This window comes from Halovenus salina, assembly GCF_026410925.1.
GTDB lineage: Archaea > Halobacteriota > Halobacteria > Halobacteriales > Haloarculaceae > Halovenus > Halovenus salina.
This window is the reverse complement of sequence record NZ_CP112972.1, coordinates 1,795,148-1,817,471: the sequence shown is the minus strand read 5'-3', so window position 1 is coordinate 1,817,471 and position 22,324 is coordinate 1,795,148. Positions and strand designations below refer to the sequence as shown.

The following is a 22,324-nucleotide window of genomic DNA, read 5'->3' as shown; positions in this document are numbered from 1 at the left end:
CAATGACAACAGAACAAACCGACGACGAGTACGCCGACCTTGGCGCGACAACCGAGGAGGCGATGGAGATAGCTGAGACAAGTATGGACCGAGTTCGCAGCCTCGTCCCTGACGAGACACTGGCCGACCGGATTCGCCAGAAATCCGTCCACGCCACCGGCGACCCCGAGTTCCAGCACCTGATGCGGTTCACCGGCGAGGACGACGACGAGCCGGTTCGCGCCGGTGCGCGTGCGGTGCTCGACGAACAGCCAATCGTCACCGATATCACGATGGTCAAGGCTGGAATCACCGGCCGCGGACACGACTGTCCGGTTCAGAAGGCAATCGGCAATGGGACCGAACTCGCGGCTGAGACCGGGATGACCCGCACCGCGGCGTCGGTGCTGGAACTCGACAGCGAGGGCGTCTACGACGGCGCTATCGCGGTCGTCGGCAACGCACCCACGGCAGCGCTGGCGCTCGCCGACTGTATCGAGGACGGCACGCGTCCTGCGGCGGTCGTCGCGACGCCGGTCGGCTTCGTGAAAGCCGCCGAGAGCAGAACGCGACTCCGCGAGACCGCCGCCACACACGGGGTTCCGACGATTACAAACGTCGGCCGTCGCGGCGGGAGCGGACTCGCGGCGGGACTAACAAACGAATTAGTACACGTCGCTAGCGACCACAAAGCGGGAGAGATAGAGCTGTAGCGCAGGAATCTATTCTGTCGGTCCTTCGCCGTCGGCGGCGAGGGGACGGTGCGCCGTGTCGATGCGAGCGTTCGATGTTGTTCCCTCGTCTGCGAGAACGCGGAGCCGTTCGAGTTCGCCGTGGATGGCGTCTGTGAGACGGTCGTGTGCGCCCAGCGGGTCGGCGTACGCAATCCCCCCACGGTCGAGTTCGAGCTTCGTCGGAATCTGCTCGTCGGTCGCCTCGCTGTGTGCCAGAAACATCGGGGCAGCGACCACACGGTCGTTCGAGACGGCGTAGCGGACACACTCGACGGCTGGATTCTGCATGAGATAGCAGGTCTTGACCTCGTCGTATCGCGCCCGTTCGCGGAGGCGCTCGGCGTGGTACTCTGTCGCTTGCTGCTGGTCGGGTGCAGAGTTGCTGCCCAGGCCCACGAGCACGAGTGAGGTGTTTTGGTCGCCCGCAACTGCTTCTCGCGCCCGGTCGTCGATGACATCGGTCACAGCTGGACTCTGACCCAGAAGCTCGCCGTACTGGACTTCTCCGGAGATGACAGAGAGCACACCGGGGAGTTCGTCGACGGTGTCGTAGGTGTGACTGGCGAACATGGGAATGGCGTAGACGCGCTCGGTGTCGAGATTTCCGAGCGTCTCTCGAAGCTCGCGGTACGGTTCGTGCTTGTAGGTGGCGACGGTGGCGCTCTCGACAGCGTCACTGCCGACCAGACGGGCTGCGTGGGTCTCCAGCACGTCTCGTCCGTGTCCTGTGTCCCGGCCGATGAGGAGGAGTTCTTCGGATGGCATTGGTTGAGTTCGCCGTTTTAACAACTGGAGTTTAACTACTCCAATCTGGCTTGTGTTACGCCAGGTGAGGGAGGGTAAAATAGATTTTGGTCGCTCCGACCGGTAGTGTTCAGATAAGAGATGCAGAACGTCTGAAGACAGAGAAAGCCCTCGGCGCTCTCGACTCCCGCGTTCCGAAAGACTCGCTCCGCTCGTCTTTCGTCGTTCCGCTCATGGTATTCGCGGAACACTCGCTGCGCTCCTCGCTCCCTCCGGTCGCTGTGGTGCTTACCTCGTCGGGGTTCGTCGAGAGCGCCTCGCCCTTTCATTACACCAGGGTTGGCCGGATTGGTCGGCAGAAACAAGATGTTTGTCCAATGCTTATCTGAACACCGCTGCTCCGACCGGTCCAGTGCACGCCGCTCACTCTTCGACGATGTCCCGTGCCAGAGTCATCGCTCGTTCGGGGTCGTCCGGAAGCAGATCCCAGACATCGGGGCTGTCGAGCACCGCCCTGAGTCGTCGTTTCCGCTCCTGTTGACTGCTCATAGTCTCTTTGAGCTCTGCACGGAGCGTTCGCTGAATCTGTACCATCCCGTCGGCCTCCTCGATGAGCGGGGTTAGCTCCTGGCGGAGGTACTTCGTCGTCGCCGGGCTGGCTCCGCGGGTCGAGAGTGCGACAGAGATTTCGGCGGATTCGATACGGCTCGGGACGACGACGTCCCCTGTTTCGTCTGCACGGTTGACGAGACAGCCCGCCTCGTCCGCCGCGGCCGCAACTGCGTCGTTCACCGCAGTGTCGTCGGTGGCGACGACCACGAGAAACGTCCCGTCGAGTCCGTCTCCTGGGATTACCTCGTCCAGTGTCTCCCGAGTAGCCTCCGGCGGGAGTTCGCGTCGAACGAGGTCACAGGACTCCGCGAACCCGTCGACGAACTCGGGGGCAACGACGGTCACCTCGGCGGCAGGGACGAACCGGCGGGCTCTCCGGCGGGCGACCGAGCCGCCGCCGACGACCAGCACGCGCTTGCCCTCGACGTCGTGAAAGAGTGGAATCACCGCTGGAGGAGGTCGGACACGTCTTCGCGCACGGTGACTACCTCGCCGACAATCGTGACCGCCGGTGACTCGATGCCGGCCGATTCACTGCGCGAGACGATGGTGTCGAGTGTTCCAACGATGGTCCGTTCGGTGTCGAGACTCACGTTCTCGACCATTGCAACGGGCGTCTCTGCAGGAACGCCGTGGTCGCGCAGTGCCCGGACGTTCTCGGGCAGCTTCGAGACCCCCATCAGGACGATGAGCGTGCCGCCGGCGTCGATACTGTCGGCGATTGCCGGCCAGTCGATTGCGCTGTCTGCCTTCTCTGGGGTCTGGTGGCCGGTGATGACGGTGAGACTCGACGAACAGTGGCGGTGGGTCAAGGGGATGCCGCTGACGCTCGAAGCCGCGAGTACGCTCGAGATACCCGGCACGACCTCGAACGGGACTTCCTCCACGGCGAGGTGCTCTGCCTCCTCGCCGCCCCGTCCGAAGACGTTGGGATCGCCGCCTTTCAGCCGGACGACGTACTCCCCCTCGCTCGCGCGTGTACACATGAGCTCGTTAATCTCTGCCTGTGACGTTCGGTTCGGTGGCCGTTTCCCGACGTCGATTGTCTCGGCCGTCGCGGGGACGGCGTCGACGATAGCATCGCCAGTCAGCGAGTCGTACAACACTACATCAGCCGACTGAAGGCGATGCCACGCTCGCCGCGTCAACAACTCCGGGTGGCCGGGACCGGAACCGACCAGCGAGACGCCCCCCGTACCGGGAAAGTCGGTCTTCGCGACCGACTCTGTGTCACCTGTCCGGTCCGTGGCTGTCCCCACGACGGTGCCGGCGTCTCCCCCCTCCTCCGATACCGGGGGCTGGCTCGCTGCCCGACTGGTCCCAATATCTTCTTGCATAGCACTACAAATACACTTGCACAACTTCAATCTTGCTTGTAATAATCTCTATAGAGTACAACTACAGTTACTGATGGGACGTTCCAGGTGTAACTGTTATACGACTCGGCACTGATGACAGAGACGATGGAAACAGAGTCGGACGACCGCGTCTACTACGTGATCAGCGACCTCCACATCGGGGGTGACGAACAGCTGGAGGAGATTCCGTTCCGCGAGGAGCTGCTCGGATTTCTAGAGCGGCTCGAAACCACCGACGAGAACGCCGAACTCGTCATCAACGGGGACGCCTTCGGCCTCTGGGAGTTTACCTCGCTCGACGGGACCGAGAAGTTCGACGCGCTGGTCGAAGCATACCCCGACCTGTTCGCACAGCTCCGGGCGACCGGGGAGAACGTCGATATCACGTTGCTGCCCGGGAACCACGACTACGAGCTGGCGGCCTACGAGGAGTTCGAGGAGCTATTTGCGGCGTACAACGTCGACCTCGTTCGGGACCCCTCGACCTCCCGGTCGGTTGGCGACCGGACGATTCATTTCGAACACGGCCACCAGCGGGACCCGAACAACCACATCGAGGACTGGGGGAATCCCCACGTGACGCCGGTCGGCTACTACTACACCACCCACGTCATCAGTCGGGCCGGCCAGCTCTCAGACCGTGGGAAATTCAACTGGCTGAAGGATGTCCAGGCGGTCACGCCCACAGAGCGGATGCCGGTTTGGCTCCTCTCGAAGTACTTCTACCGGGAGATGAGTCCACTGCTGCGGTACTCGCTGTTGCCCTTCCTGCTGTTGTTCAACGTCAGCGCCATCCTCGCGGTGCTGGCCGGCCTCGACATCGCTGGCATCTGGTCTGCCCCTGTCGATCAGCTTCAGTCGGTCTTCCAGCTGTTCGGGCTCGCGGGGACCGCGGCCTGGATATTCCTCGGCGCGAACGTCGCCGTCGCCGGGCTCCTTCTGGTCGTGGGGATACCGCTGTATCTGCTCCGTCGCGATATCCGCAAGACTGTCGACCGCTTTGGCGTCTTCGAAACTGCCCTCACTGTCGATGCCGAGTCGCCGTACGTCAACGCGGCCGGCGAGGTGTTCAAGAGTGAGCCAAACACAGAGATTTTCTGTTACGGCCACACCCACCGTCCGACCCTGCGGGAGGTAGATGGCGGCTTACTCGTCAACAGCGGCACCTGGCTGAAACGCCTCCACCGCCGGGACGGCATCGTCGGCGTGTTGCCGCCGGTGTTTTATCCCTCCTACCAGCTTGCGGCCGTCCGTATCGCGGCCGAGGACGAGGGGGTTGCTGTTGAGTTCGAGGAGATAGAGAAGCCGAGCCCGAGCCCAGAGGAGCTGACCCTCGCCGAACGACTGCTTACACTCGGGCGGAAACCCGACCCATCCCTGCCCGAGCAGGCGGTGCTTGCGGACTCCCCGAACGAAGCAGAACCGCCGACCCTGGACTGAGCTACTCGACGAGACGCCGTGCGGCGACGAGCGCGCCCGTGAGCACGGGCTCCTCACACGTCGCCAGCCGTATCTCGGGCGCGTCGAGAAACGTCTGCTCTGGCAGACGCTCACGAACTGGCTCCAATACGGCGTCGGGGTTGTTCCGGGCGATAGCGCCCCCGACCGCGACGCAGGCGGGCGCGACCGTCTGGACGAGGGCTGCGACGCCGACAGTGTTCCAGTAGCCGACCCGTTCGAGGACCAGCGCCGCAAGGTCGTCCTCGCTGGCGGCCGCGAAGATGTCCCCGGCTGTGAACGTCGAACCCCCGAGCGACAACCGCGTCTCGACTGACTCGGTCTCGTGGAGATGCCGGGCGTACCGTGGGAGGTTCGCGCCGCCGCAGTACGCCTCCCAGTGACCCTCGCCGCCACAGCCACAGGGCAGCGTCCCTGCAGGGTCGACGGTCAGGTGGCCGACCTCACCGGCGTTGCCGTCCTCGCCGAGTACTACTTTGTCGTCGGCGACGATTCCCGCCCCGATTCCCGTCGAGAGGGTAAGATAGACCAGATTTTCCGCCGATGCGGCGCGGCGTTCGGCGATAGCGCCACAGGTCGCGTCGTTGTGCAGGACAACTGCGTCGGTTCCGAGCAGGTCACGGAGCACCTCGACGACCGGAACCGTCTCGTCGGAGACGTTTGCTGGACTGGTGACTGCCCCCTGTTTCTGGTCGAGCGGGCCGACCGACCCAACGCCCGCGGCCGTGATAGCAGTCGGCTTCAGGCCGGCTGCTTCACAGACCTGCTCGACGAGTCCACGGAGTCGCTCCGTGGCGGTTTGTTTCTCTGTGCCCTGTGGTGTCGGAACTGTCGCGGTCGCGACCGGTTCGACGCCGTCGGTCGCAACTGCTGCCGCCAGTGTCGTTCCCCCGATGTCGAGGCCGAGATAGCTCATTCGCTGCGCGGATTTGCGTGTGCCTCGACGTACTCGCGTAGCTGCTCGCCGTCGGTGTCAACACCCTGTCGGGCAAAAAAGGCCGCCACGTTCTCACAGTCCCGGTCGAGGAAGTCGTCGCTGTTTGGATGGTGAATTGTCACCGCTTGGCCTACGTCGATGACCACCAGTTCGGACTCCTGGATGACGATGTTGTACTCCGAGAGGTCGCCGTGGACGATGCCCGCATCGTAGAGCCGGGTCATGTACTCCCGGACCACCTCGTATGCCGTCCGTGGGTTCTCGACGTGGACCTCCGAGAGTCGCTTTGCCCGGCCGTCGGCCGTGCCGAGATACTCCATCACGAGGACGTTTCGCTCGACGGCAATCGGTTTCGGGACGCGTACACCCGCCGCGAGCGCGCGGTCGAGGTTGGCGAACTCCTTGCGGACCCACCCGATGACGATTGCCTTCTTGTCGTTTGCGACCTGCTCGAAACGGGGGTCGCCTTCGAGGTACTCGCCCATCTCTCTGAAATCGGAGGCGTTGATGCGGTATATCTTGACCGCGACCTCCTGGCCTCGCGGCTCTTCGCCGTCACCGCTCGGCTGTTCTGAGGCGGAACGCGCCTCGTGCTCCCCGGCCAGCGCCGAGTAGACGTTCGCCTCCTTGCCCGTCGAGATGGGGCCGCCGAAGGCGTCAATGTGGCCGTCCTGAACCAATTTGTAGAGCGCCCCGTATGTCGCCTCGTCGAAGACCGACTCCTGGACTTTGAACTGGTCTGCGTCCGTAATTCGGTCGCGGAACTGGCTGAACTCTCTGTCGCGCTCACGGGCGATACGGTCGGCTTCGGTATCAGAGTAGTCGATTTCCTCCCACTCGTCGCCCGGTGAGTCTGTCTCGTCTGTGTCGAGCAGGCCGAACTCCTCGTCCATCTGGTATTCGATAGCAGGGCGAGCCCTAAAAGAGTGGGTTCTACTGTGCGACGGGGGGCTCGGGCTCTGTCGCGTCTTCGAGTATCTCTTCGAGGGTCATCTCCTCGCGTGGCTCGTCGTACAGGAGCACGTCGAGCGGAAGCGTCGGCGCGCCGTCGACGAGCCCTTCGAGCAAGACGAGCCGTTCGCGGGCACGGGACATGCCGACGTAGAAGACACGCCGCTCGTTGTCGGTCATCGTCGGCACGGGACTGGTGTGTTTAGTGAACTCGACGTCACCGGGAATCGGTTTGTCCTCCTGGTCGGCGGTCGCGGCCATCTGCTCGACGACCTTCTCGGTAAGGTCCGTGCCGACGAAGACGTGGTCGGCCTCGCGACCCTTCGCGGAGTGGATGGTGCCAAGCCGGACGCGGTCGTGGTCCATCCCCTCGTAGGTGCTGTTGAAGTAGGCGTCGACGCTGCGCTCCTGGAACTGTGTCACTTTCCGGAGCATGTCGGCGGCTGCCGGCGGGTCCGGCGCGAACGGCGCGTGGTCGCGGATAACATCTGGCTCGATATCAAGTTCGACGAGGTCGTCGACGTCAGCTTCCTCTTCGCGGTCGTCGAGCACGTCAAAGAGGTCGTCGCGCTCGCCCGTTCCGAAGGCCGAGTCAGCCAGCATATCCGCGAGCCGGCGGGCCTGCAGGCAGTTCATCGGCTCGTCCTCGGCGAGATGCTCGATTGCCGCGACGTACTGGCCGAGCCGGTCGGTCCACATCCGCTGGTCTGTCAGACACTGGAAGGGAATCCCCTCGTCGATGAATTCATCGATGAACTGGAACATCTGATAGCGGGCGCGAAAGAGCACCATCACCGTCTCGTCGGTCTCCTCGACCGTCCGGACGGTCTCGCGGGCGAGGTCGAGCATCGAGCGATTCCGGAGCGCTTCGACGTTCCCGCCCTCTTTGCGCGGTTCGAGATCTTTCTCCTGGCGCTTGTCGATGTGTTCGACCTCCTGGTTGACTGCGTGGAGAATCCGCGACGGGAGTCGGTAAGAGTTGGGGAGAATGACGTCGTCGTCAACCCCCTCGTCCAGCAGGAGGTCTGGGTCTGCACCTTGCCAGGCGTAGACGACCTGGTCGTCGTCGCCCGCAATCAGGACACGCTCCATGTGGGGGCGCCACTCCTCGTAGACGCCGTACTGGAGCGTGGTGATGTCCTGAAACTCGTCGATGACGAGGTAGTCAACACTGGGCAACAGCGAGCGCTGCTTGACTCGTTCGAGCATGTCGGCGAAGCCGACCAGTCCGTTGTTCCCCTTCCAGGAGCGCCATGCACTGATTGCCTCTGGGATGTCGAGACGGTCGTCGTCGCTGGGCCAGGTTGGGGTGTACTTGTTGCCAGTTTGGGCGTTGTCGTCGATATCCGGCGGCAGGCGGACGTCCTCGTCGTCCCACTGGAAGGGAACGTCGTACCAGTCACCCACGTCACGGTTGGTTCGCTGGAGCCACTGGCTGGTCGCGATAACCTTGTTGCCAAGCGTCGTCGAGCGGGCCGAGCGACGGCGCGACCCCTCGTACTCGTCCTCGTAGTCGATGCCGTAATCCTCACAGAAATCCTGTTTGTCTGACTCGCCAACGACATCGTTGCTGGAGAGATTGAGCAGGTCGTAGGCCTTTGCGTGCATCGTACAGACGTTGCCACGCAACGCTCGGGGCGTCGTATCGAGTCGTTCTGCGAGTCGTTCGCGTATCTCGGCGGCGGCCGCACGGGTGTAGGAAACCACCAGCACGTCACGAATTTCGACATCGTCTTCCGATTCGAGAAGGGTTTCGACCCGGTCAAGCAGCGCGGTCGTCTTCCCGCTTCCCGGGCCGCCGAACAGACGTGTCACGTGAGTCGAGTCGGTCATTGCACATCTTATAGGTGCGGAGACTCATAAAAAGACCGAAACAACTGTCGGCGCTCGGCCGCTGTCACCGGTACAGCGACAGATAGAGCATGCTAAAGCCGACGATAAACGGCACCGTCTCGGCGCCTTCGAGAAAGAGCAACACGACGGCCTCGGCATCGGAGCCAAACCGGGTGATGACGGTGCTCACGGCCACACCCATGCTGATGAACGCGAATCCCACGAATGCAAACTGGAGACGCTCTGTTTGCTGTTGGCGGTACGCCTGGAAGCTGATGAGTGTGATACCGAGGCTCAGCCCGAAGACGAACACACGCAACAGCGTCAACACCCCCCGCGCGAGTAGCTCAAAATCGACCATCGACTCTCGGATATACACGAACCGGTTTAATAAACGTGTCCGCTCTCGGCGGCGGTCACTCGTCGCACAGTTCCTCCCAGAGCTGGCTGAACCGGTCGGGGAGGTTGTTCTCCCGGTAGATGCGAACCTGGTACTCGTCGTTGTCGAGCGTGACGACGGTGCTTTCGAAGTCTGACTCGTAGACGTTATACTCGTTGCCGTCCTCTGTCACGCGCGTCTGGTCGGTGACGAGTTCGTGCTCCTCAAGCATCTCGATACGGCGGTAGACGGTCGGCAACGAGAGCTCACACTCGTCTGCGAGCTCCTTGGCCGAGCGAGGCTCCCGGCTGATTGCGGCGAGAAGTTCCCGGGCGTGTTCGTCTCCGATTGTGTCGAGTACTGCCTCGATGCGCTGTTGGTCCACGCCACCAGTGTTGTTACCTACCTATGAAAATATTTTGGGAGAACAGTCCGAACACGAGGAGCTAAGCCACCGCCGCTCGTTCCGTCGAGTGATGTCTGGAATCGTCTTTTTCAGCACGGAACAGCGCGAGGCGGTCGTCGACTTTTACATAGAACGGGTCGGCGCGACCGTCTGGCTCGAACAGCCCGACTGTACCATCCTCGACTACGACGGCTTCCGGTTTGGCTTCTGTGAGCGAGCGACCACCGACGACTGTGGTACCCTCACTTTCGTCTACGACGACAAAGCCGGCGTCGACGAGGCTCACGAGGCCGTCGGTGACGCCGCCACAGAACAGCCCCACGAGAACGAAACCTACGAAATCTACCAGTTCTTCGCCGAGGACCCCGACGGCCGGACCGCGGAGTTCCAGACGTTCCTGCACGACCTCCCCGAGAGTTAAGAGCCGTCGGCCGGACACAACGCACATGAGCGACGCGCTGACGATAGAGCGAGCCGACGGCATCGCAACGGTCCAGTTTGACAACCCTGAGACGCGAAACGCGCTCGACATCGATGCCGCGACTGAGCTAGTCGACGCAGCGACCGAACTCGGGAGCGACCCCGACGTGCGCTGTATCGTGCTCACCCATACCGGCGACTTCTACGGGACGGGGGCCGACCTCACACAGCTTGAGGGCGACGCGGGCGACGAGACGGCGATTCGCCGGCTGGCGGGCCGCCTTCACGAGGCAATCGTCCAGTTTCACCAGGCACCCAAACCTGTCCTCGGCGGCATCGATGGTGTCGCCGCCGGAGCGGGATTCGGACTCGCGCTCCTCCCCGACCTGCTCGTGCTCAGCGAGGACGCCCGCCTAGAGTTCGCCTATCCGCGCATCGGGCTGACCGGTGACGGCGGCTCAACGTTTTTTCTCCCGCGGCTCGTCGGCCTGCGGGCGGCCAAGGAGATTGTCCTGCTCGACGAACCCATCTCCCCCGACCGTGCCGTCGAGCTTGGCCTGGCGACTGAGGCCGTCCCGGCGTCGGAGTTTGAGGACCGCCTCGACGAGCTTGCCACACAGCTCACCGAGGGGCCAACGGTCGCGCTCGGCGAGGCCTCCCGGCTGGTCACCGAGAGCTTCGACCGCAGTATCGAGGCCCAGTTGGCTGCCGAGGCCGATACCATCGGCGCGGCCACCCAAACGGAGGACTACGAGCGTGGGTACGCGGCCTTTTTCGGCGACGACGACCCTGACTTTGTTGGGGAGTGAAACACACCGGCACATACAAGAGATGTGAACTGCTAGCATTTATTATCCAATCGGTCCCGTGGCTGATATATCTCTCACTCGCCACGCGGCCGGAAGGAGGAACTGTGAACGAGGATGACATGCTGAACGAGGACGACATGCTGAACGAGGCACTCATCGAGGAGTCGACAGAGCCGTTGTTCGCCCTCGACGAGAGTGGGGCTGTCGCGGTCGTTAACGGTGCTTTACTCGACCTTTCGGGGTACGACCGCGCGGATCTTCTGGGGGAGAACATGGCGGCGTTCGTTCACGAGGACGACAGAGGCGAATGGGAGCGTCGCCTCCAGATTCTGCGTAACGACAAGACGACGACGGCCGAGAGCTGGAGTAGTCGGCTGCGAACGAGAAACGGGACGGCCGTCGAGGTCGAATGGCGATGTTCGCTCCTCTCGTCGGGGCGGGTCGCTGGTGCTGTCGAGGACGTGCGGGGTGGCGAACAACTCCAGCAGCGTCTTCGCATCCTGAACCGCGTGCTCAGACACAACATCCGCAACCAGATGAACGTCATCATCGCCCGCGCAGAGACACTCCAGAACGTCGACGACGAGGTCTGCCAGACCGCGTCCACCCAGATTGTCAAAAGTGGGCAGAACGTCATCAACCTCAGCAACAAGGCCCGGAAAGCCCAGAAACACCTCGACATTCCGGCCGACGAGGACTGCAACCAGGAACTCGTCGCCGAGACGGAGATGGCCCGGGAGCGATTCACCATCACCTACCCCGACGCGACTGTTGAGACGGTCCTGCCAGACCGCGCTCGTGCGATTGCGCCGCCGTCCTACAGCGTCGCGCTCACGGAACTGATTGAGAACGCCGTCGTCCACCACCCCTCCGGTAACGGCCCTGTCACCGTCCGTATCAAGACAGACGAGACCGAAACCCGAGTCGCCGTCGAAGACGAGTGCAAGCCGATTCCTGGCCAGGTCCGTGAGGTCATAACCGTGGGAACCGAACAGCCACTCAAACACAGCGACGGACTTGGGCTGTGGCTGGTACGCTGGACCGTGGAGCAGGTTGGCGGAACACTATCGTTTGACCGCCGGGCGGACGGCACCGGAAACGTCGTCACGCTCGCGTTCGAGAGACCTTCGGAGTAACCGCTTTTACCGAAGGCAGTGATACACTGAGACCTACCGGGGGATCAGTGCGTGGGCCAGTGCAAGAGGGAAGGCGCGCATCGGTCAAATCATTCTTTGATATATCCAAAGAATGAATCCAATGTCCTTACTTTGCAGATATATGAAACGCCGGACCATGCTCGGAGCGCTTGGAAGTGCCGCCGTGGTGGGTTTCACGGGATGTCTCAGTGGTGACGAAACCGCTTCGCCAGACTCAGCTTCGCCCTCGGAAACGGATTCACCTTCGCCTTCGGAAACGGATTCACCTTCGCCCTCGGAAGCGGACAATCTCGTCGTCTCCGGGCCTGGTGACTATCCGCACTCCATTCGCATTGATAACTCACTGGAACACGAGGTTACCTTGACAATCACGGTTGCACGTGAGGATGCCCAACTCTATCAGGAGTCCCATACGGTTACTGAACGCTCGGACGTCGTCGTTGCAGGAATCACTGAGGAATCCCTCCCGGAGGATAGTCGACCAGTGTCGATAACTGCGAGGGATTCCTCTGGTAACGATACTAGTGTTAACGTGTCCGTCTCCGACTGCCTCGGCAATATCGTCTTTTACTTCGAAGCATCCGGAACCGTGGAATCAACATATTCAATCTGTTGACTTTGGTCGGTGAATGCCGCGCTGCCACACTCAACCTCCCTAGCTTGCGTGATATCTGACAAATTATGAGAAATAATACTTGTTCAACGGTGCTAAGCAAGAGCCGAGTAACAGCTACTGGTACATTTCGGCGTCTGTCTCCTCACTGGGGCCGCCGAATATGATGTCTGCGCTCTGCTCGGAGAGGTCCGGGAGGATGTTCTCGTCCTCGACGCGGCTGATTTCGTCGATGTTGCCGGCGAGCACCTTCAGCGCGTCCTGTGGGTTGGGGTAGACCATCATGTAGCCGTTCTCGCCCATCGTGATGAGCTGGGTGTCCGAGACGGCGACCTGGTCACCCTGGATGGTCGCCGCAACCGCGGGCAGCGCTGCCGGGCGGCCGTCGTCGCCCGCGTCTTCCGAGACCATCCGGATGTGGACGTCGTCGAAATCGGTCCGTTCGAGGTGGTCGCGGATGACCCGTGCGCAGGCGACCAAATCCCGCGTCACCGCCGTCTTGTGCTCGTTCTCGTGTTCGCCTTCGAAACAGTGTTTGCAGACCCGAAGCTCGATTCTCATTGACAGAGCCTATGGCACGAGCGCGAAAGAGGGTTTCCGTTCGGCGCGAGCGGAGATGTTCGAGTCAACGCTGAAGGCCCCACGGACGGAACTCACGGCACGGCCAGCCATGACTGACATCACATCTCTCGACGACCTCGACGGCCAACCCCACGCGAACGTCTTTCCGGATGCCGAACCGAAGACTGTCAGACTCGCCCTCGATGAGGGCCAGACGGTTCCCGAACACACCCACCCAGGCCGAGATATCGTATTAACAGTTCTCGACGGCGAAATCGACCTTCAGCTCGGCGATGATACACACGAGCTGACGGCGGGCGACATCGCTCGGTTCACCGGCGACCAGCAGATTTCGCCGACGGCGACACGCGAGAGTACCGCACTCATCGTGCTGGCACCTGCCGACGAGTGACCGCGACGCGCCGAGCGAATATGTTCGGAACGACGTTGAGGGACGGACGGCAACAACGCCCACACAGAGCATGTACGCCGACGCTATCGACACCGACGAGCGGCCCTTCGTCCTCATCTGGGAGGTGACCCAGGCGTGTGAACTGGCCTGTAAACACTGCCGAGCCGAGGCAGAGCCACAGCGCCATCCCGACGAGCTGACGACCGCAGAGGGAAAACAGCTTCTCGACGAGGCCGCGTCCTTCGGCGACGACCAGCTCGTCGTCCTCTCGGGCGGGGACCCGCTCGCACGCGACGACGTCCCCGAGCTCGTCGAATACGGGACCGACCAGGGGCTCCAGATGACCATGACCCCCAGCGGGACGAACTCATTGACCCCCGACCGGATTCAGGGGCTGGCCGATTCGGGGCTCCGGCGGATGGCCGTCAGCCTCGACGGTGCGTCGGCGGCCACCCACGACGAGTTCCGGCAGGAGACCGGCAGCTTCGAGCAGACCATCGAGGCCGCACGACACGCAAAGCGAGCGGGGCTCCCGCTCCAGATAAACACGACCGTTTGCGGGGAGACAATCGAGGAGTTGCCCGCGATTCGGGACCTCGTCGCGGACCTGGGTGCTGTCCTCTGGTCGGTGTTCTTTCTGGTCCCCGTCGGCCGCGGGCGGGTGCTCGACCCGATTTCGCCAGAGTGTGCCGAGCGAGTGATGGAGTGGCTCTGTTCGGTTCAGTCCGACGCGCCGTTCGGCATCAAAACCACCGAGGCACCACACTACCGCCGGGTCGCCCTCCAGCAACAGACAGACAGCGAGGCCGGACCGAAGCCGGACGGCATCGGCCGCCGGACCGGCATCACCGCCGGCGACGGCTTTGCCTTCGTCAGCCACACCGGCGAGCTGTTTCCCTCTGGCTTTCTCGCCGAGTCGGCCGGCAACGTCCGCGACGAGAGTCTCGTCAAGCTGTACCGGAACGCCGACCTCTTCGAGGAGCTCCGTGACCCCGACGCTCTGCAGGGGAAATGCGGGGCCTGTCCCTACCGGAACGTCTGTGGCGGCAGTCGGTCACGAGCGTACGCTCACACGGGCGACCCGCTGGAAAGCGACCCGCTCTGTTCGTTTGTCCCAGAGGAGTACGACGGTCCGCTCCCGGCGTCGTGGGACGGCGCGACGAGCCAGGTCAGTGGCGACTAAAACGGGACGGCGACTCCGGCGACGATAGCGACCTGGAGGAGGCCGGCACAGACGAGGATGATGCCTGCAACTTTCGATAGCGCACCGGCGTGTCCCGAGAACTGCGAGAGCAGCCGTTCCTGGCCGAGTGCAGTCATCACCGTTGTTGCGATCATCAACGCCGCGAAGCTCGCGGCGTGGGCTCCCAACACGAGCACTGTTCCCACGACCGAGAAATCAACGGCGACAAGGCTGACGGAGAGAAACAGCGGCAACACACACGCAGTCGCCGCGAGCGCGTACATCGCCCCGAACACGCCGAACCCGAGCAGACTCTCCTGGCGCTCGGGGAGGGTGACGGTCATCGAGAACGCCTCCTTGTAGACGACGAGCACGCCGAAGACGACGAGCAACGCGCCGACGAGATACTCGAACACCGGCAGAAAGCGTTCGAGCACTTCACCAGCCGCCAGCGCGGCGACCGAGAGGACGGCGAAGGTTCCGAGTGCGCCAAGGCTGGCCGTGGTGCCACGGGCGAGCGCACCCGCAATTGGCGTCGACTCGGCGTCGACGTTCGCCACGTAGTAGCCGACGTATCCAGGCAACAGAGCGTAGACGCAGGGGGAGAAAAACGTCAATACGCCCGCGCCGAACGCGAACGTCGCCGTTCCGTACAGTGTGTTCGCCATCGTGCTCACTCCGTACGTGCTCGCTCGACGACTGTCTCCAGCTTCGATGCGTCCGTCCGACCGCGGTGACTCCAGGTGATACGGTTGTCGGCATCGAAGACGACGGTGTAGGGGACGCCCTTGGCGTCGAGGCGCTGTGTGAGGGTGAGGCCGGTGTCAGCGCCGAGCGTCCAGGCACCCTCGTGGTCGGTCCACCACGCCGATACGTCCGCTCGGGTGACCGTCTCGCCGAGTGGTTCGTTCGTCACCGAGACAAACTGGACCTCGTCGCCGAGGCGCTCGTGGGCCGTCGTCAGCTCCGACATCATCGACTCACAGACGCTACACCAGGTGGCGAACAGTTCGAGGACGGTCACCTGCCCGCGCTGTGGAACCGTGACAGTCCCGTCACTGCTGCCCGAAGCGTCGATTGTTTCGACGTCCAGTGGCTCCATGCTCGACCCGTTCGACCCGGTGCCATCGAGTGTAAGCGCCGCGCCGCCGCCGAGGACGGCCAGACTTCCAAGTCCGGCGATAACCTCGCGCCGTTTCATCGTCACCACCCCTCGACGACTGCCCGGGCGTCCTCTCTGGCCTCGCTGGCCCCGGGCGGGCCGCCGTTGTAGGCTCGCTCGACGAATCCGTCCTTGTTGACGAGCAACACCAGCGAAGCGTGCTGGAACATGGTTGCTTCCATCTCGCCGTGGCCCCCCTCCCCGGACTCGAAGGCGACGCCGAAGGTCTCCTCGACGACGCTCTTTGCCGATTCGGGGGTCTCTGGCCTGAGAAAATACCAGTTGCCGGCGTCGTGGTTGACACCCAGGTCCTCGCCGTAGGCCCGGAGCTGTTCGGGGGTGTCCTGCTCGGGGTCGAACGTCGTCGGCAGGAACGCCATCTCGTCGCTGTAGTCCCGCTCGACGGCGTCGGCCTGGACCTGCCGGAGCGAGGCGGTCAGCCCCGGACAGACCGTCCGACAGCTCGTGTAGATGAACGTCATCATCACGTGGCGGTCTCCGACGAACTCCCGTGTCGAGACCTCGCGGTCGTGAAGTGGGGCGGGCACTGATGTCTCCGGTATCCGGTCGCCGTAGGTGGGATACGGGATGTCGAGGTCCGTCCGGCGGTCGTGGTTCTCCGGAGGGTCTAACACCACGTCGTCGTTCCCGTCACTGCCGGCGAACGCGTCGACACAGCCCGCCGTCGCCGCGAGCGCCGTCGCTCCCGCCGCCAGTACTGCCCGTCTGCTTGCTCGCTCGGTGGTCATGGGAAATCACTCCGGGCCGTCTTCGAGAACCGGTCGCGTCTGTTCGTTGAACTGTGCGAGTGCGTTTGCGACCCGTGAGGGGAGCTCCGACTGTGGGTCGGCCAGTGCTGGCTCCTCTGTCGGGTCCGGCCAGCCGACGACGACGCGGCCGACGTTGCCCGCGACTTCGTGTGAGACACACACCTGCTGGGTATCGACGTAGTCGTAGATACCCTCGGTCTCGAAGGTGTGCTCGTAGCTCGACCCGGGGCCAGTCAGTAGCTCGCTACCCCAGGCCGTCGTCTCTGGTGCCGTCCGATGTGGGGGATGAGTATCCTCGTGATACCCCGTCACGTTGTGTCTGCCCGTCTCGACAACCCACTCGACGGTCGTGCCGGGAGTGACGTGGACGACCTGGGGGTCGAACTCGGGGAACGGCCGGGACGTGGTCTGCACGGTGAACTCCTCGGCAGGAACGCCAAGCTCGCCGGCGTTCTCGGGCGGTTCGTCGTCCCCGCTGTTGCCGACACAGCCCGCGACCGCAGCGACGGCTACGCCGCCGGCCGCTTTGAGCGCGTCGCGTCGGGTGAGTTGTGGTGTCATTGTTGGAACGTGACCGCTCGCCGCTCAGCTCAGGGGTCCGGGTTGAAGATGTCTGGTTCGTCCTCGCCTTCGACCTGGATGACGCCCAGCATACCCTTGTTGACGACCCGCGAGAGCGCGTGGTCGACCAGCTTGATGGGGCCGGGCACCGGGGTATCTATCTCGGCGATTGCGACGCTGCCGGGGACGACCGGCGCGGTCTCGACGAAGCGGTCGGGGTCCGAGACCACGTCGCCGTCGCGGTAGAACGTCCCCCAGACGTTGCCGATGCCGTGCCAGGAGCTGATGAGGTTCGGGCCGCCGTTCGAGTGGAAGATGCGAATCCGCTCGCCTTTGTCGACGGTCACTGGCCCGTATCCGTTCCCGGTGAAGGCGTACGCTTCGCCGTTGAGACAGACGTAGGTCGGCTCCTCGTTTTTCATCGCGTCGAAGTCGAACTCGTGGTGACCCTCCTTGCCCGCGGAGCCTTTCGTGTAGATTTCGTGCTGGCCGAAGTAGAGCTCGCGGTCGACCTCGGGGAGGCCGTCTTTGGGCTCGACCAGGATTGCGCCGAACATGCCCGAACTGATGTGCTGGTCCATGTTCGGGACCGCACAGTGATAGACGAACGAGCCGGGGTACATCGCCTTGAACTCGATGGTGGCGCTCTCGCCGGGCGCGACTGTCGTGTCGTCAGCGCCGCCGCCCGGCCCGTAGACGGCGTGGAAGTCGACGTTGTGGGGCATCGAGTTCGACTCGTCGTTGGTCAGCGTCAGTTCCACGGTGTCACCGCGGCGGACCCGAACCATCGGGCCCGGAACCCGCCCGTCGAAGGTCATGAAGTCGAATGTGACCCCGGGCTCGATTTCGGCGGTCTCCTCGGTCGTCGTCATCTCGATTTCGTGGTGACGCGGCTCGTCCCAGTCGACAGGGTCCGGAAGCTCTCGTGGGTCTGCCGCGATTCTGTCCGTGTCCGTCTCCGCTGCGTTATCGAGTGATTCTTGCATTTCTGTAGAGTCAGGTGTCTGCTCTGGTTCGTCGGTATTGTCACTGCTCGAAAGTGGACCGGTACAGCCCGCAACCATTGCTGTGCTACCGGCACCGATTGCTGTGAGGAATGGACGCCGTTTCGTGGCGGGTGGTTCGGACATTGGGTGTCACCTTACACATGTACGTTTAATACCCAGGCATATGAAGCGTAGAGCATATTCTTACCGGCCAAGAGTCCTTCTCAACGTCTGAGATCCCGTCTCGGTCCCCCCTCATACCATGGGCCATTAATAAGAAATCGGGTGGAATCCGCGCCAGACAACAGCTATTTTCTGTGTAATTGTCTGAAACTAATAATGACGGGCCGCCACGAGCCAACGGCCTAGCTCGTTAGGCAGACGAGGATTTGACCGGACAGCTTCGGTCAGACGTGAGTGTCACCTGCTGCCGAGCATGGTGAGGAGTGCTGCGCCTCCCATCAGGACGCCCGGTGCCAGCGCGACCAGACCCACATGCAGATTTGAGAAGCCAAGCCACGACTGCCAGCCGTAGGTCACCAGCCCCAGAACGAACCCGGGAACCACGATAAACGACAAGAAGACGATGCTGACAACTGTGAGCTGTACCACCGGCAGTTTCTCACTGGAGGCGTTGTCCGCTGTCATACCAGAGATGGGTGTTACAGGACGAAAGGGCTACAGCCGCAGATTTCAGTGGGATTCAAGACAGTCTCGGAAAACTGGCCCAGATGACCTGCGGAACGTATCGCTATCAACACCTCATCATGGCGAACACGTTCGGGCACACCCATTCGTGACTGGCCGACAGACGGTCGCACAATGAGCACCTGCCAGCTCTGTGATCTCCCGACGCCGGAGTCACCCGTCACGGCGTCGGATGTGGATGGTGGTTTCTGTTGCCGGGGCTGTCTCGAAGTCGCCCGCACGCTCGAAGACGATTCCACTGTTGGCGGGATGGACGAGACAGACGCGGTGACACAGGATGACGGCGAGACGGATGTCCCTGACGACGCAGCGACGGCTTACCTCGCGGTCGACGGGATGCACTGTACGACCTGTGAGTCCTTTCTTTCGTTACGGGGTGAGGATACCGAGGGAATCCACGCGGTCGAGGCCAACTACGGGATGGAGACCGCCCGTGTTGTCTACAACCCCGACCACCACGACGAGGCCGACCTGTCCGGCCTGCTGTCGGCCCACGGCTATCGGTTCCGTCAGCCTGAGGCCGACGCGGCCAACAGTCGAGCACGCCAACGTGACACCGCACAGCGGCTCGTTGTCGGCGGCTTCCTCTCGATGCTCGTGATGCCGTGGTATTTTGTCTATCTCTACCCAAGCTACGTCGGTATCGAGACTGGCATCCTCGACGTCGACGCGACGACGACGGCCACGCTCTATGTCCCGATGGCGATTCTCGCCCTCGCGACGGCCGGTGTACTGTTCTACACGGGCGGGCCCGTACTCAGGGGTGCGTGGGTAAGTCTCACGGCGCGACAGCCGAACATGGACCTGCTGGTCGCTGTCGCCGCCTGTGGGGCCTTCGCGTACAGCACTGTGGCGCTTGCGACCGGCAGCATCCACCTCTACTACGATGTGACCGTCGCTATCGTGATGATTGTCACACTCGGGCGGTACTACGAGGGGGCGATTCGGTCACAGGCGACTGCCCGACTCTCAGAGCTTACGACCGCACGCACGAGCAAAGCGACGCGACTCACCGACGACGGCCGGGAAACCGTCGGGGTCGAGGAGCTATCGGCCGGCGACGAGGTGGTCGTCGCGCCGGGCGAACGGGTCCCCGTCGACGGCACCGTCTGTGAGGGGGTCGCGGATGTCGACGAGTCTGTCGTGACCGGCGAGGCGATGCCGGTCACCAAAGCGCCGGGCGAGGCGGTCGTCGGCGGCGCTGTCGTCACCGACGACGCGCTCGTGGTCGAAGTCGGGCCGGCAGTCGAGAGCACGGCCGAGCGGATTGCGACGGCGCTGTGGCGGATACAGAGCGCGACGCCGGGCATCCAGCGGCTGGCCGACGCGATTGCGACGGTGTTCGTCCCGCTCGTCCTCGTTCTCGGCACGGCGGTGACGCTCTGGCAGCTGGCCGCCGGGAGTTCGGTCGCGACCGCGATGCTGTTGGGACTGGTGGTGCTCGTGGTCTCCTGTCCGTGTGCGATGGGGCTGGCGACGCCGCTTGCGGTCTCGGCCGGGCTCCGAGACGGGCTCGAACAGGGGGTAATCATCGCCAACGAGTCGGTGTTCGAGGTCGCGCCCGAGGCCGACACCGTGGTCTTCGACAAGACCGGCACCCTCACCACCGGCGAAATGACCGTCTCCGAGGTCGTCGGCGCAGACGAGACGCTGCGGTACGCGGCCGCCGTCGAGCGCCTCGCCAGCCACCCGGTCGCGGACGCGATTCTCGACGCCGCCGACGGCAACGCGGTGACTGACGGCGGCACGGCGGTCCTCACGGAGGGAGTCCCCGAGGTAGCGGGGTTCACGCGGCATCCCGGCGACGGCGTCACCGGAGTTGTCGACGGGCGAGAGGTCGCCGTCGGCACGCCCGCGTTCGTCGCCGACCGTGCCGGACCGATACCGGCGACGCTTCGAGCGGAAATCGACGCGGCAGAGCGCGAGGGAAACCAGGCCGTCGCCGTCGGGTGGGAGGGACACACCCGCGGGGTCATCGCGGTCGGCGACAGCGCCCGCAGAGAGTGGGAACAGGCAATCGAGGCGTTCGACGACCACGAGATTGCTGTGTTGACCGGGGACGACGGTCCCGGGGCCGAGCGCTTTCGTGAGCATCCGGCCGTCGACAGCGTCTTCGCGGGGGTCCCGCCCGACGGGAAAGTCGAGACAGTGCGGCGGCTGTCGGCGACAGGAACGACGGTGATGGTCGGCGACGGGACCAACGACGCGCCGGCGCTTGCGGCCGCCGACCTCGGGATTGCGATGGGTGACGGCACCGCCCGGGCCATCGAAGCCGCCGACGCCGTCGTCACCGATAACGACCTCACTGCGGTCGAGACGGTGTTTTCGTTCGTCCGCGGGACGCGCCGGCGCATCCGCGAGAACATTGCCTGGGCGTTTCTGTACAACGCCGTGGCGATTCCGCTGGCGGTCGCCGGCCTGTTGAATCCGCTGTTTGCCGCCCTGGCGATGGCGGCGAGCAGCCTCATCGTCGTCTCGAACTCCAGGCGGTCTGTCCTGTGAGCGGCTGAAATACACGCTTCTGGCCGTGCAAGCGTACATATTCGGGGAAATAGTTTTAGGGCAGTCAAGCGAGGAACGCGTACATGATAGACACGCTTCGGTCGGATTCGGAGATAGACATCGACCCCGAGCCGACGAAGGCAGACCTCCGTGCCGTCGTCGACCAACTCCAGTCCGAGGGGCTCTGTGGGCGACGCATCGCCGAACACCGTCTCGGTCCCTACTTCATCACCAGTCCGGTCCACGGACAGCGCGAGATTGACCTCCTGGATGAGGTAATCGAAGAAGTCTACGCGGAGACTGACCTCTGTGTTGAGACGCGCCAATCAGAGTGCAGCCGGCTGCGCGGTGGCTGTAAAGGCGAGCAGTAACTATTCTACTCGCTCGACGAGACGCTGGAGGCGGTTGCCGTCGGCGTCTCTGAATTCGACGATGAACTGCCCGCCGGTCCGTGTCTCCATGAGGTCCTCACGAGCGACGGTAAACTCGAAGGGCGGTCCCTCGACGCTCTCGATGGTCTCGTCGTCGGAGAGGACGACCACGTGGTCGATTCCCTGTGGCTCGATAATCTCACAGGAGACGGTCTCGCCGTCTTCACAGACGAGGTCGCCGCTCACGCTCGGGCCGGTGTCGCCGCCGGTAGTCGGCGAGAAGTCGAGCAACATCACACCGGGCGCGAACGTCGCGAGCACAATGATGCACATCGCGAAGATTGCCAGGTTGATTTTCCCGGAGTTCCGCGAGAAGACTCGACCTGGCTTCGTCTCTGCGTTCCGACGGAGCCGAATCGTGAGCGGGACCAACACCATGTGCGTGAACGGCCCCCAGATGATGAGCAGGAAGCCGTAGGCCATCAGGTACAACACCGGCCGCCACCCGGTTACCGAGTGGACGGCCGAGCCGCCGGCCCAGACGCCGATACCGAGAAAGAGGAGTGCGCCGCTTTTCAGCCACCGCCAGATTGGTGTGTTGGCGTAGTAGACACTGAGCAGGTCGCACCAGGACTGCTGTATGAAGCCGCGTACTGTCGCGATGAGTGTTGCGTGTATCATGGTGAAACTACCTCCAGGCTGTTCGTCGAAATCGGGA

Annotated in this window: 25 protein-coding genes; 9 read left to right on the top strand and 16 right to left on the bottom strand. The window is 63.3% G+C overall.

All coding sequences use genetic code 11. The features are described 5' to 3' along the window. The first annotated feature begins 2 nt into the window (after nucleotides 1-2). The gene (locus tag OSC37_RS09175; protein ID WP_267161169.1) at nucleotides 3-692 is read left to right on the top strand and encodes a precorrin-8X methylmutase; all 690 of its coding nucleotides are present in this window, start codon (nucleotides 3-5) and stop codon (nucleotides 690-692) included. 9 nt (nucleotides 693-701) lie between these two features. Here the strand turns inward: OSC37_RS09175 and OSC37_RS09170 are convergent, their stop codons facing one another. The 3 genes from OSC37_RS09170 to cobA all read right to left on the bottom strand — a co-directional run bounded on the left by OSC37_RS09170 (nucleotide 702) and on the right by cobA (nucleotide 3,406). Further along, nucleotides 702-1,478: a CbiX/SirB N-terminal domain-containing protein gene (locus OSC37_RS09170; protein ID WP_267161168.1), complete on the bottom strand. Its 777-nt coding sequence runs from the start codon at nucleotides 1,476-1,478 to the stop codon at nucleotides 702-704. 402 nt (nucleotides 1,479-1,880) lie between these two features. Next, nucleotides 1,881-2,516: a precorrin-2 dehydrogenase/sirohydrochlorin ferrochelatase family protein gene (locus OSC37_RS09165; RefSeq protein ID WP_267161167.1), complete on the bottom strand. Its 636-nt coding sequence runs from the start codon at nucleotides 2,514-2,516 to the stop codon at nucleotides 1,881-1,883. Then, a complete protein-coding gene (gene cobA, locus OSC37_RS09160; protein ID WP_267161166.1) occupies nucleotides 2,513-3,406 on the bottom strand; it encodes a uroporphyrinogen-III C-methyltransferase in 894 nt (297 codons plus the stop codon). Before cobA ends, OSC37_RS09165 begins: the two co-directional genes overlap by 4 nt. Nucleotides 3,407-3,532: 126 nt before the next feature. On the opposite strand from cobA, the gene OSC37_RS09155 reads away from it, so the two are divergent. Then, nucleotides 3,533-4,867, top strand: coding sequence for a metallophosphoesterase (locus OSC37_RS09155; RefSeq protein WP_267161165.1), 1,335 nt, complete (start codon nucleotides 3,533-3,535; stop codon nucleotides 4,865-4,867). A 1-nt stretch (nucleotide 4,868) separates the two neighbouring features. Here the strand turns inward: OSC37_RS09155 and OSC37_RS09150 are convergent, their stop codons facing one another. The 5 genes from OSC37_RS09150 to OSC37_RS09130 all read right to left on the bottom strand — a co-directional run bounded on the left by OSC37_RS09150 (nucleotide 4,869) and on the right by OSC37_RS09130 (nucleotide 9,370). After that, nucleotides 4,869-5,801: an ROK family protein gene (locus tag OSC37_RS09150; protein ID WP_267161164.1), complete on the bottom strand. Its 933-nt coding sequence runs from the start codon at nucleotides 5,799-5,801 to the stop codon at nucleotides 4,869-4,871. Further along, nucleotides 5,798-6,715, bottom strand: a complete 918-nt coding sequence (gene rio1, locus OSC37_RS09145; protein WP_267161162.1) for a serine/threonine-protein kinase Rio1 — start codon at nucleotides 6,713-6,715, stop codon at nucleotides 5,798-5,800. The genes OSC37_RS09150 and rio1 overlap by 4 nt, the downstream gene beginning before the upstream one ends. A 40-nt stretch (nucleotides 6,716-6,755) precedes the next feature. Further along, entirely contained in the window at nucleotides 6,756-8,606 is a 1,851-nt protein-coding gene (locus tag OSC37_RS09140) for a UvrD-helicase domain-containing protein (protein ID WP_267161161.1), read from the bottom strand. 64 nt (nucleotides 8,607-8,670) lie between these two features. Then, the gene (locus OSC37_RS09135) at nucleotides 8,671-8,967 is read right to left on the bottom strand and encodes a DUF7521 family protein (RefSeq protein ID WP_267161160.1); all 297 of its coding nucleotides are present in this window, start codon (nucleotides 8,965-8,967) and stop codon (nucleotides 8,671-8,673) included. A gap of 55 nt (nucleotides 8,968-9,022) precedes the next feature. Further along, nucleotides 9,023-9,370, bottom strand: coding sequence for an ArsR/SmtB family transcription factor (locus OSC37_RS09130; RefSeq protein WP_267161159.1), 348 nt, complete (start codon nucleotides 9,368-9,370; stop codon nucleotides 9,023-9,025). Nucleotides 9,371-9,461: 91 nt separating this feature from the next. On the opposite strand from OSC37_RS09130, the gene OSC37_RS09125 reads away from it, so the two are divergent. The 3 genes from OSC37_RS09125 (at nucleotide 9,462) to OSC37_RS09115 (ending at nucleotide 11,756) form a co-directional block, all read left to right on the top strand. Then, entirely contained in the window at nucleotides 9,462-9,812 is a 351-nt protein-coding gene (locus OSC37_RS09125) for a VOC family protein (RefSeq protein WP_267161158.1), read from the top strand. A 25-nt stretch (nucleotides 9,813-9,837) separates the two neighbouring features. Next, the gene (locus OSC37_RS09120; RefSeq protein WP_267161157.1) at nucleotides 9,838-10,620 is read left to right on the top strand and encodes an enoyl-CoA hydratase/isomerase family protein; all 783 of its coding nucleotides are present in this window, start codon (nucleotides 9,838-9,840) and stop codon (nucleotides 10,618-10,620) included. A gap of 104 nt (nucleotides 10,621-10,724) precedes the next feature. Next, on the top strand, nucleotides 10,725-11,756 hold the full coding sequence (locus OSC37_RS09115) for a sensor histidine kinase (protein WP_267161156.1): 1,032 nt from the start codon (nucleotides 10,725-10,727) through the stop codon (nucleotides 11,754-11,756). Between the two features lie 751 nt (nucleotides 11,757-12,507). On the opposite strand, the gene OSC37_RS09110 is transcribed toward OSC37_RS09115, so the two are convergent. Next, nucleotides 12,508-12,951: a hypothetical protein gene (locus OSC37_RS09110; RefSeq protein ID WP_267161155.1), complete on the bottom strand. Its 444-nt coding sequence runs from the start codon at nucleotides 12,949-12,951 to the stop codon at nucleotides 12,508-12,510. Nucleotides 12,952-13,006: 55 nt separating this feature from the next. Between OSC37_RS09110 and OSC37_RS09105 the strand changes: the two genes are divergently transcribed. After that, nucleotides 13,007-13,363, top strand: a complete 357-nt coding sequence (locus tag OSC37_RS09105) for a cupin domain-containing protein (RefSeq protein ID WP_267161154.1) — start codon at nucleotides 13,007-13,009, stop codon at nucleotides 13,361-13,363. Between the two features lie 70 nt (nucleotides 13,364-13,433). Beyond that, nucleotides 13,434-14,546, top strand: coding sequence for a TIGR04053 family radical SAM/SPASM domain-containing protein (locus OSC37_RS09100; RefSeq protein WP_267161153.1), 1,113 nt, complete (start codon nucleotides 13,434-13,436; stop codon nucleotides 14,544-14,546). Here the strand turns inward: OSC37_RS09100 and OSC37_RS09095 are convergent. The 6 genes from OSC37_RS09095 to OSC37_RS09070 all read right to left on the bottom strand — a co-directional run bounded on the left by OSC37_RS09095 (nucleotide 14,543) and on the right by OSC37_RS09070 (nucleotide 18,673). Beyond that, complete coding sequence (locus OSC37_RS09095) at nucleotides 14,543-15,214, bottom strand: cytochrome c biogenesis CcdA family protein (RefSeq protein WP_267161152.1); 672 nt, start codon at nucleotides 15,212-15,214, stop codon at nucleotides 14,543-14,545. The genes OSC37_RS09100 and OSC37_RS09095 overlap by 4 nt on opposite strands. 5 nt (nucleotides 15,215-15,219) lie before the next feature. Next, entirely contained in the window at nucleotides 15,220-15,747 is a 528-nt protein-coding gene (locus OSC37_RS09090) for a TlpA family protein disulfide reductase (RefSeq protein WP_267161151.1), read from the bottom strand. A 2-nt stretch (nucleotides 15,748-15,749) separates the two neighbouring features. After that, nucleotides 15,750-16,457: an SCO family protein gene (locus OSC37_RS09085; protein WP_267161150.1), complete on the bottom strand. Its 708-nt coding sequence runs from the start codon at nucleotides 16,455-16,457 to the stop codon at nucleotides 15,750-15,752. Nucleotides 16,458-16,463: 6 nt separating this feature from the next. Beyond that, a complete protein-coding gene (locus tag OSC37_RS09080; RefSeq protein ID WP_267161149.1) occupies nucleotides 16,464-17,039 on the bottom strand; it encodes a plastocyanin/azurin family copper-binding protein in 576 nt (191 codons plus the stop codon). Between the two features lie 29 nt (nucleotides 17,040-17,068). Further along, the gene (nirK, locus tag OSC37_RS09075) at nucleotides 17,069-18,169 is read right to left on the bottom strand and encodes a copper-containing nitrite reductase (protein ID WP_267161148.1); all 1,101 of its coding nucleotides are present in this window, start codon (nucleotides 18,167-18,169) and stop codon (nucleotides 17,069-17,071) included. A 276-nt stretch (nucleotides 18,170-18,445) separates the two neighbouring features. Further along, entirely contained in the window at nucleotides 18,446-18,673 is a 228-nt protein-coding gene (locus OSC37_RS09070; protein ID WP_267161147.1) for a hypothetical protein, read from the bottom strand. 174 nt (nucleotides 18,674-18,847) lie between these two features. Here OSC37_RS09070 and OSC37_RS09065 point away from each other — a divergent pair, with 174 nt between their 5' ends. Beyond that, nucleotides 18,848-21,235 (top strand): heavy metal translocating P-type ATPase, encoded by a 2,388-nt coding sequence (locus OSC37_RS09065; RefSeq protein WP_267161146.1) that lies wholly within the window; start codon nucleotides 18,848-18,850, stop codon nucleotides 21,233-21,235. A gap of 83 nt (nucleotides 21,236-21,318) precedes the next feature. After that, nucleotides 21,319-21,606, top strand: a complete 288-nt coding sequence (locus OSC37_RS09060; RefSeq protein WP_267161145.1) for a hypothetical protein — start codon at nucleotides 21,319-21,321, stop codon at nucleotides 21,604-21,606. On the opposite strand, the gene OSC37_RS09055 is transcribed toward OSC37_RS09060, so the two are convergent. Then, complete coding sequence (locus OSC37_RS09055; protein WP_267161144.1) at nucleotides 21,607-22,287, bottom strand: hypothetical protein; 681 nt, start codon at nucleotides 22,285-22,287, stop codon at nucleotides 21,607-21,609. It abuts the gene before it with no gap. Nucleotides 22,288-22,324: the final 37 nt, after the last annotated feature.

Coding starts and splice junctions, on each gene's coding strand:
- OSC37_RS09175 (WP_267161169.1), top strand. CDS start 3: ATGACAACAGAACAAACCGACGACGAGTACGCCGACCTTGGCGCGACA.
- OSC37_RS09170 (WP_267161168.1), bottom strand. CDS start 1,478: ATGCCATCCGAAGAACTCCTCCTCATCGGCCGGGACACAGGACACGGA.
- cobA (WP_267161166.1), bottom strand. CDS start 3,406: ATGCAAGAAGATATTGGGACCAGTCGGGCAGCGAGCCAGCCCCCGGTA.
- OSC37_RS09155 (WP_267161165.1), top strand. CDS start 3,533: ATGGAAACAGAGTCGGACGACCGCGTCTACTACGTGATCAGCGACCTC.
- OSC37_RS09150 (WP_267161164.1), bottom strand. CDS start 5,801: ATGAGCTATCTCGGCCTCGACATCGGGGGAACGACACTGGCGGCAGCA.
- rio1 (WP_267161162.1), bottom strand. CDS start 6,715: ATGGACGAGGAGTTCGGCCTGCTCGACACAGACGAGACAGACTCACCG.
- OSC37_RS09140 (WP_267161161.1), bottom strand. CDS start 8,606: ATGACCGACTCGACTCACGTGACACGTCTGTTCGGCGGCCCGGGAAGC.
- OSC37_RS09135 (WP_267161160.1), bottom strand. CDS start 8,967: ATGGTCGATTTTGAGCTACTCGCGCGGGGGGTGTTGACGCTGTTGCGT.
- OSC37_RS09125 (WP_267161158.1), top strand. CDS start 9,462: ATGTCTGGAATCGTCTTTTTCAGCACGGAACAGCGCGAGGCGGTCGTC.
- OSC37_RS09120 (WP_267161157.1), top strand. CDS start 9,838: ATGAGCGACGCGCTGACGATAGAGCGAGCCGACGGCATCGCAACGGTC.
- OSC37_RS09110 (WP_267161155.1), bottom strand. CDS start 12,951: ATGAGAATCGAGCTTCGGGTCTGCAAACACTGTTTCGAAGGCGAACAC.
- OSC37_RS09105 (WP_267161154.1), top strand. CDS start 13,007: ATGTTCGAGTCAACGCTGAAGGCCCCACGGACGGAACTCACGGCACGG.
- OSC37_RS09100 (WP_267161153.1), top strand. CDS start 13,434: ATGTACGCCGACGCTATCGACACCGACGAGCGGCCCTTCGTCCTCATC.
- OSC37_RS09095 (WP_267161152.1), bottom strand. CDS start 15,214: ATGGCGAACACACTGTACGGAACGGCGACGTTCGCGTTCGGCGCGGGC.
- OSC37_RS09090 (WP_267161151.1), bottom strand. CDS start 15,747: ATGAAACGGCGCGAGGTTATCGCCGGACTTGGAAGTCTGGCCGTCCTC.
- OSC37_RS09085 (WP_267161150.1), bottom strand. CDS start 16,457: ATGACCACCGAGCGAGCAAGCAGACGGGCAGTACTGGCGGCGGGAGCG.
- OSC37_RS09080 (WP_267161149.1), bottom strand. CDS start 17,039: ATGACACCACAACTCACCCGACGCGACGCGCTCAAAGCGGCCGGCGGC.
- nirK (WP_267161148.1), bottom strand. CDS start 18,169: ATGTCCGAACCACCCGCCACGAAACGGCGTCCATTCCTCACAGCAATC.
- OSC37_RS09070 (WP_267161147.1), bottom strand. CDS start 18,673: ATGACAGCGGACAACGCCTCCAGTGAGAAACTGCCGGTGGTACAGCTC.
- OSC37_RS09065 (WP_267161146.1), top strand. CDS start 18,848: ATGAGCACCTGCCAGCTCTGTGATCTCCCGACGCCGGAGTCACCCGTC.
- OSC37_RS09060 (WP_267161145.1), top strand. CDS start 21,319: ATGATAGACACGCTTCGGTCGGATTCGGAGATAGACATCGACCCCGAG.
- OSC37_RS09055 (WP_267161144.1), bottom strand. CDS start 22,287: ATGATACACGCAACACTCATCGCGACAGTACGCGGCTTCATACAGCAG.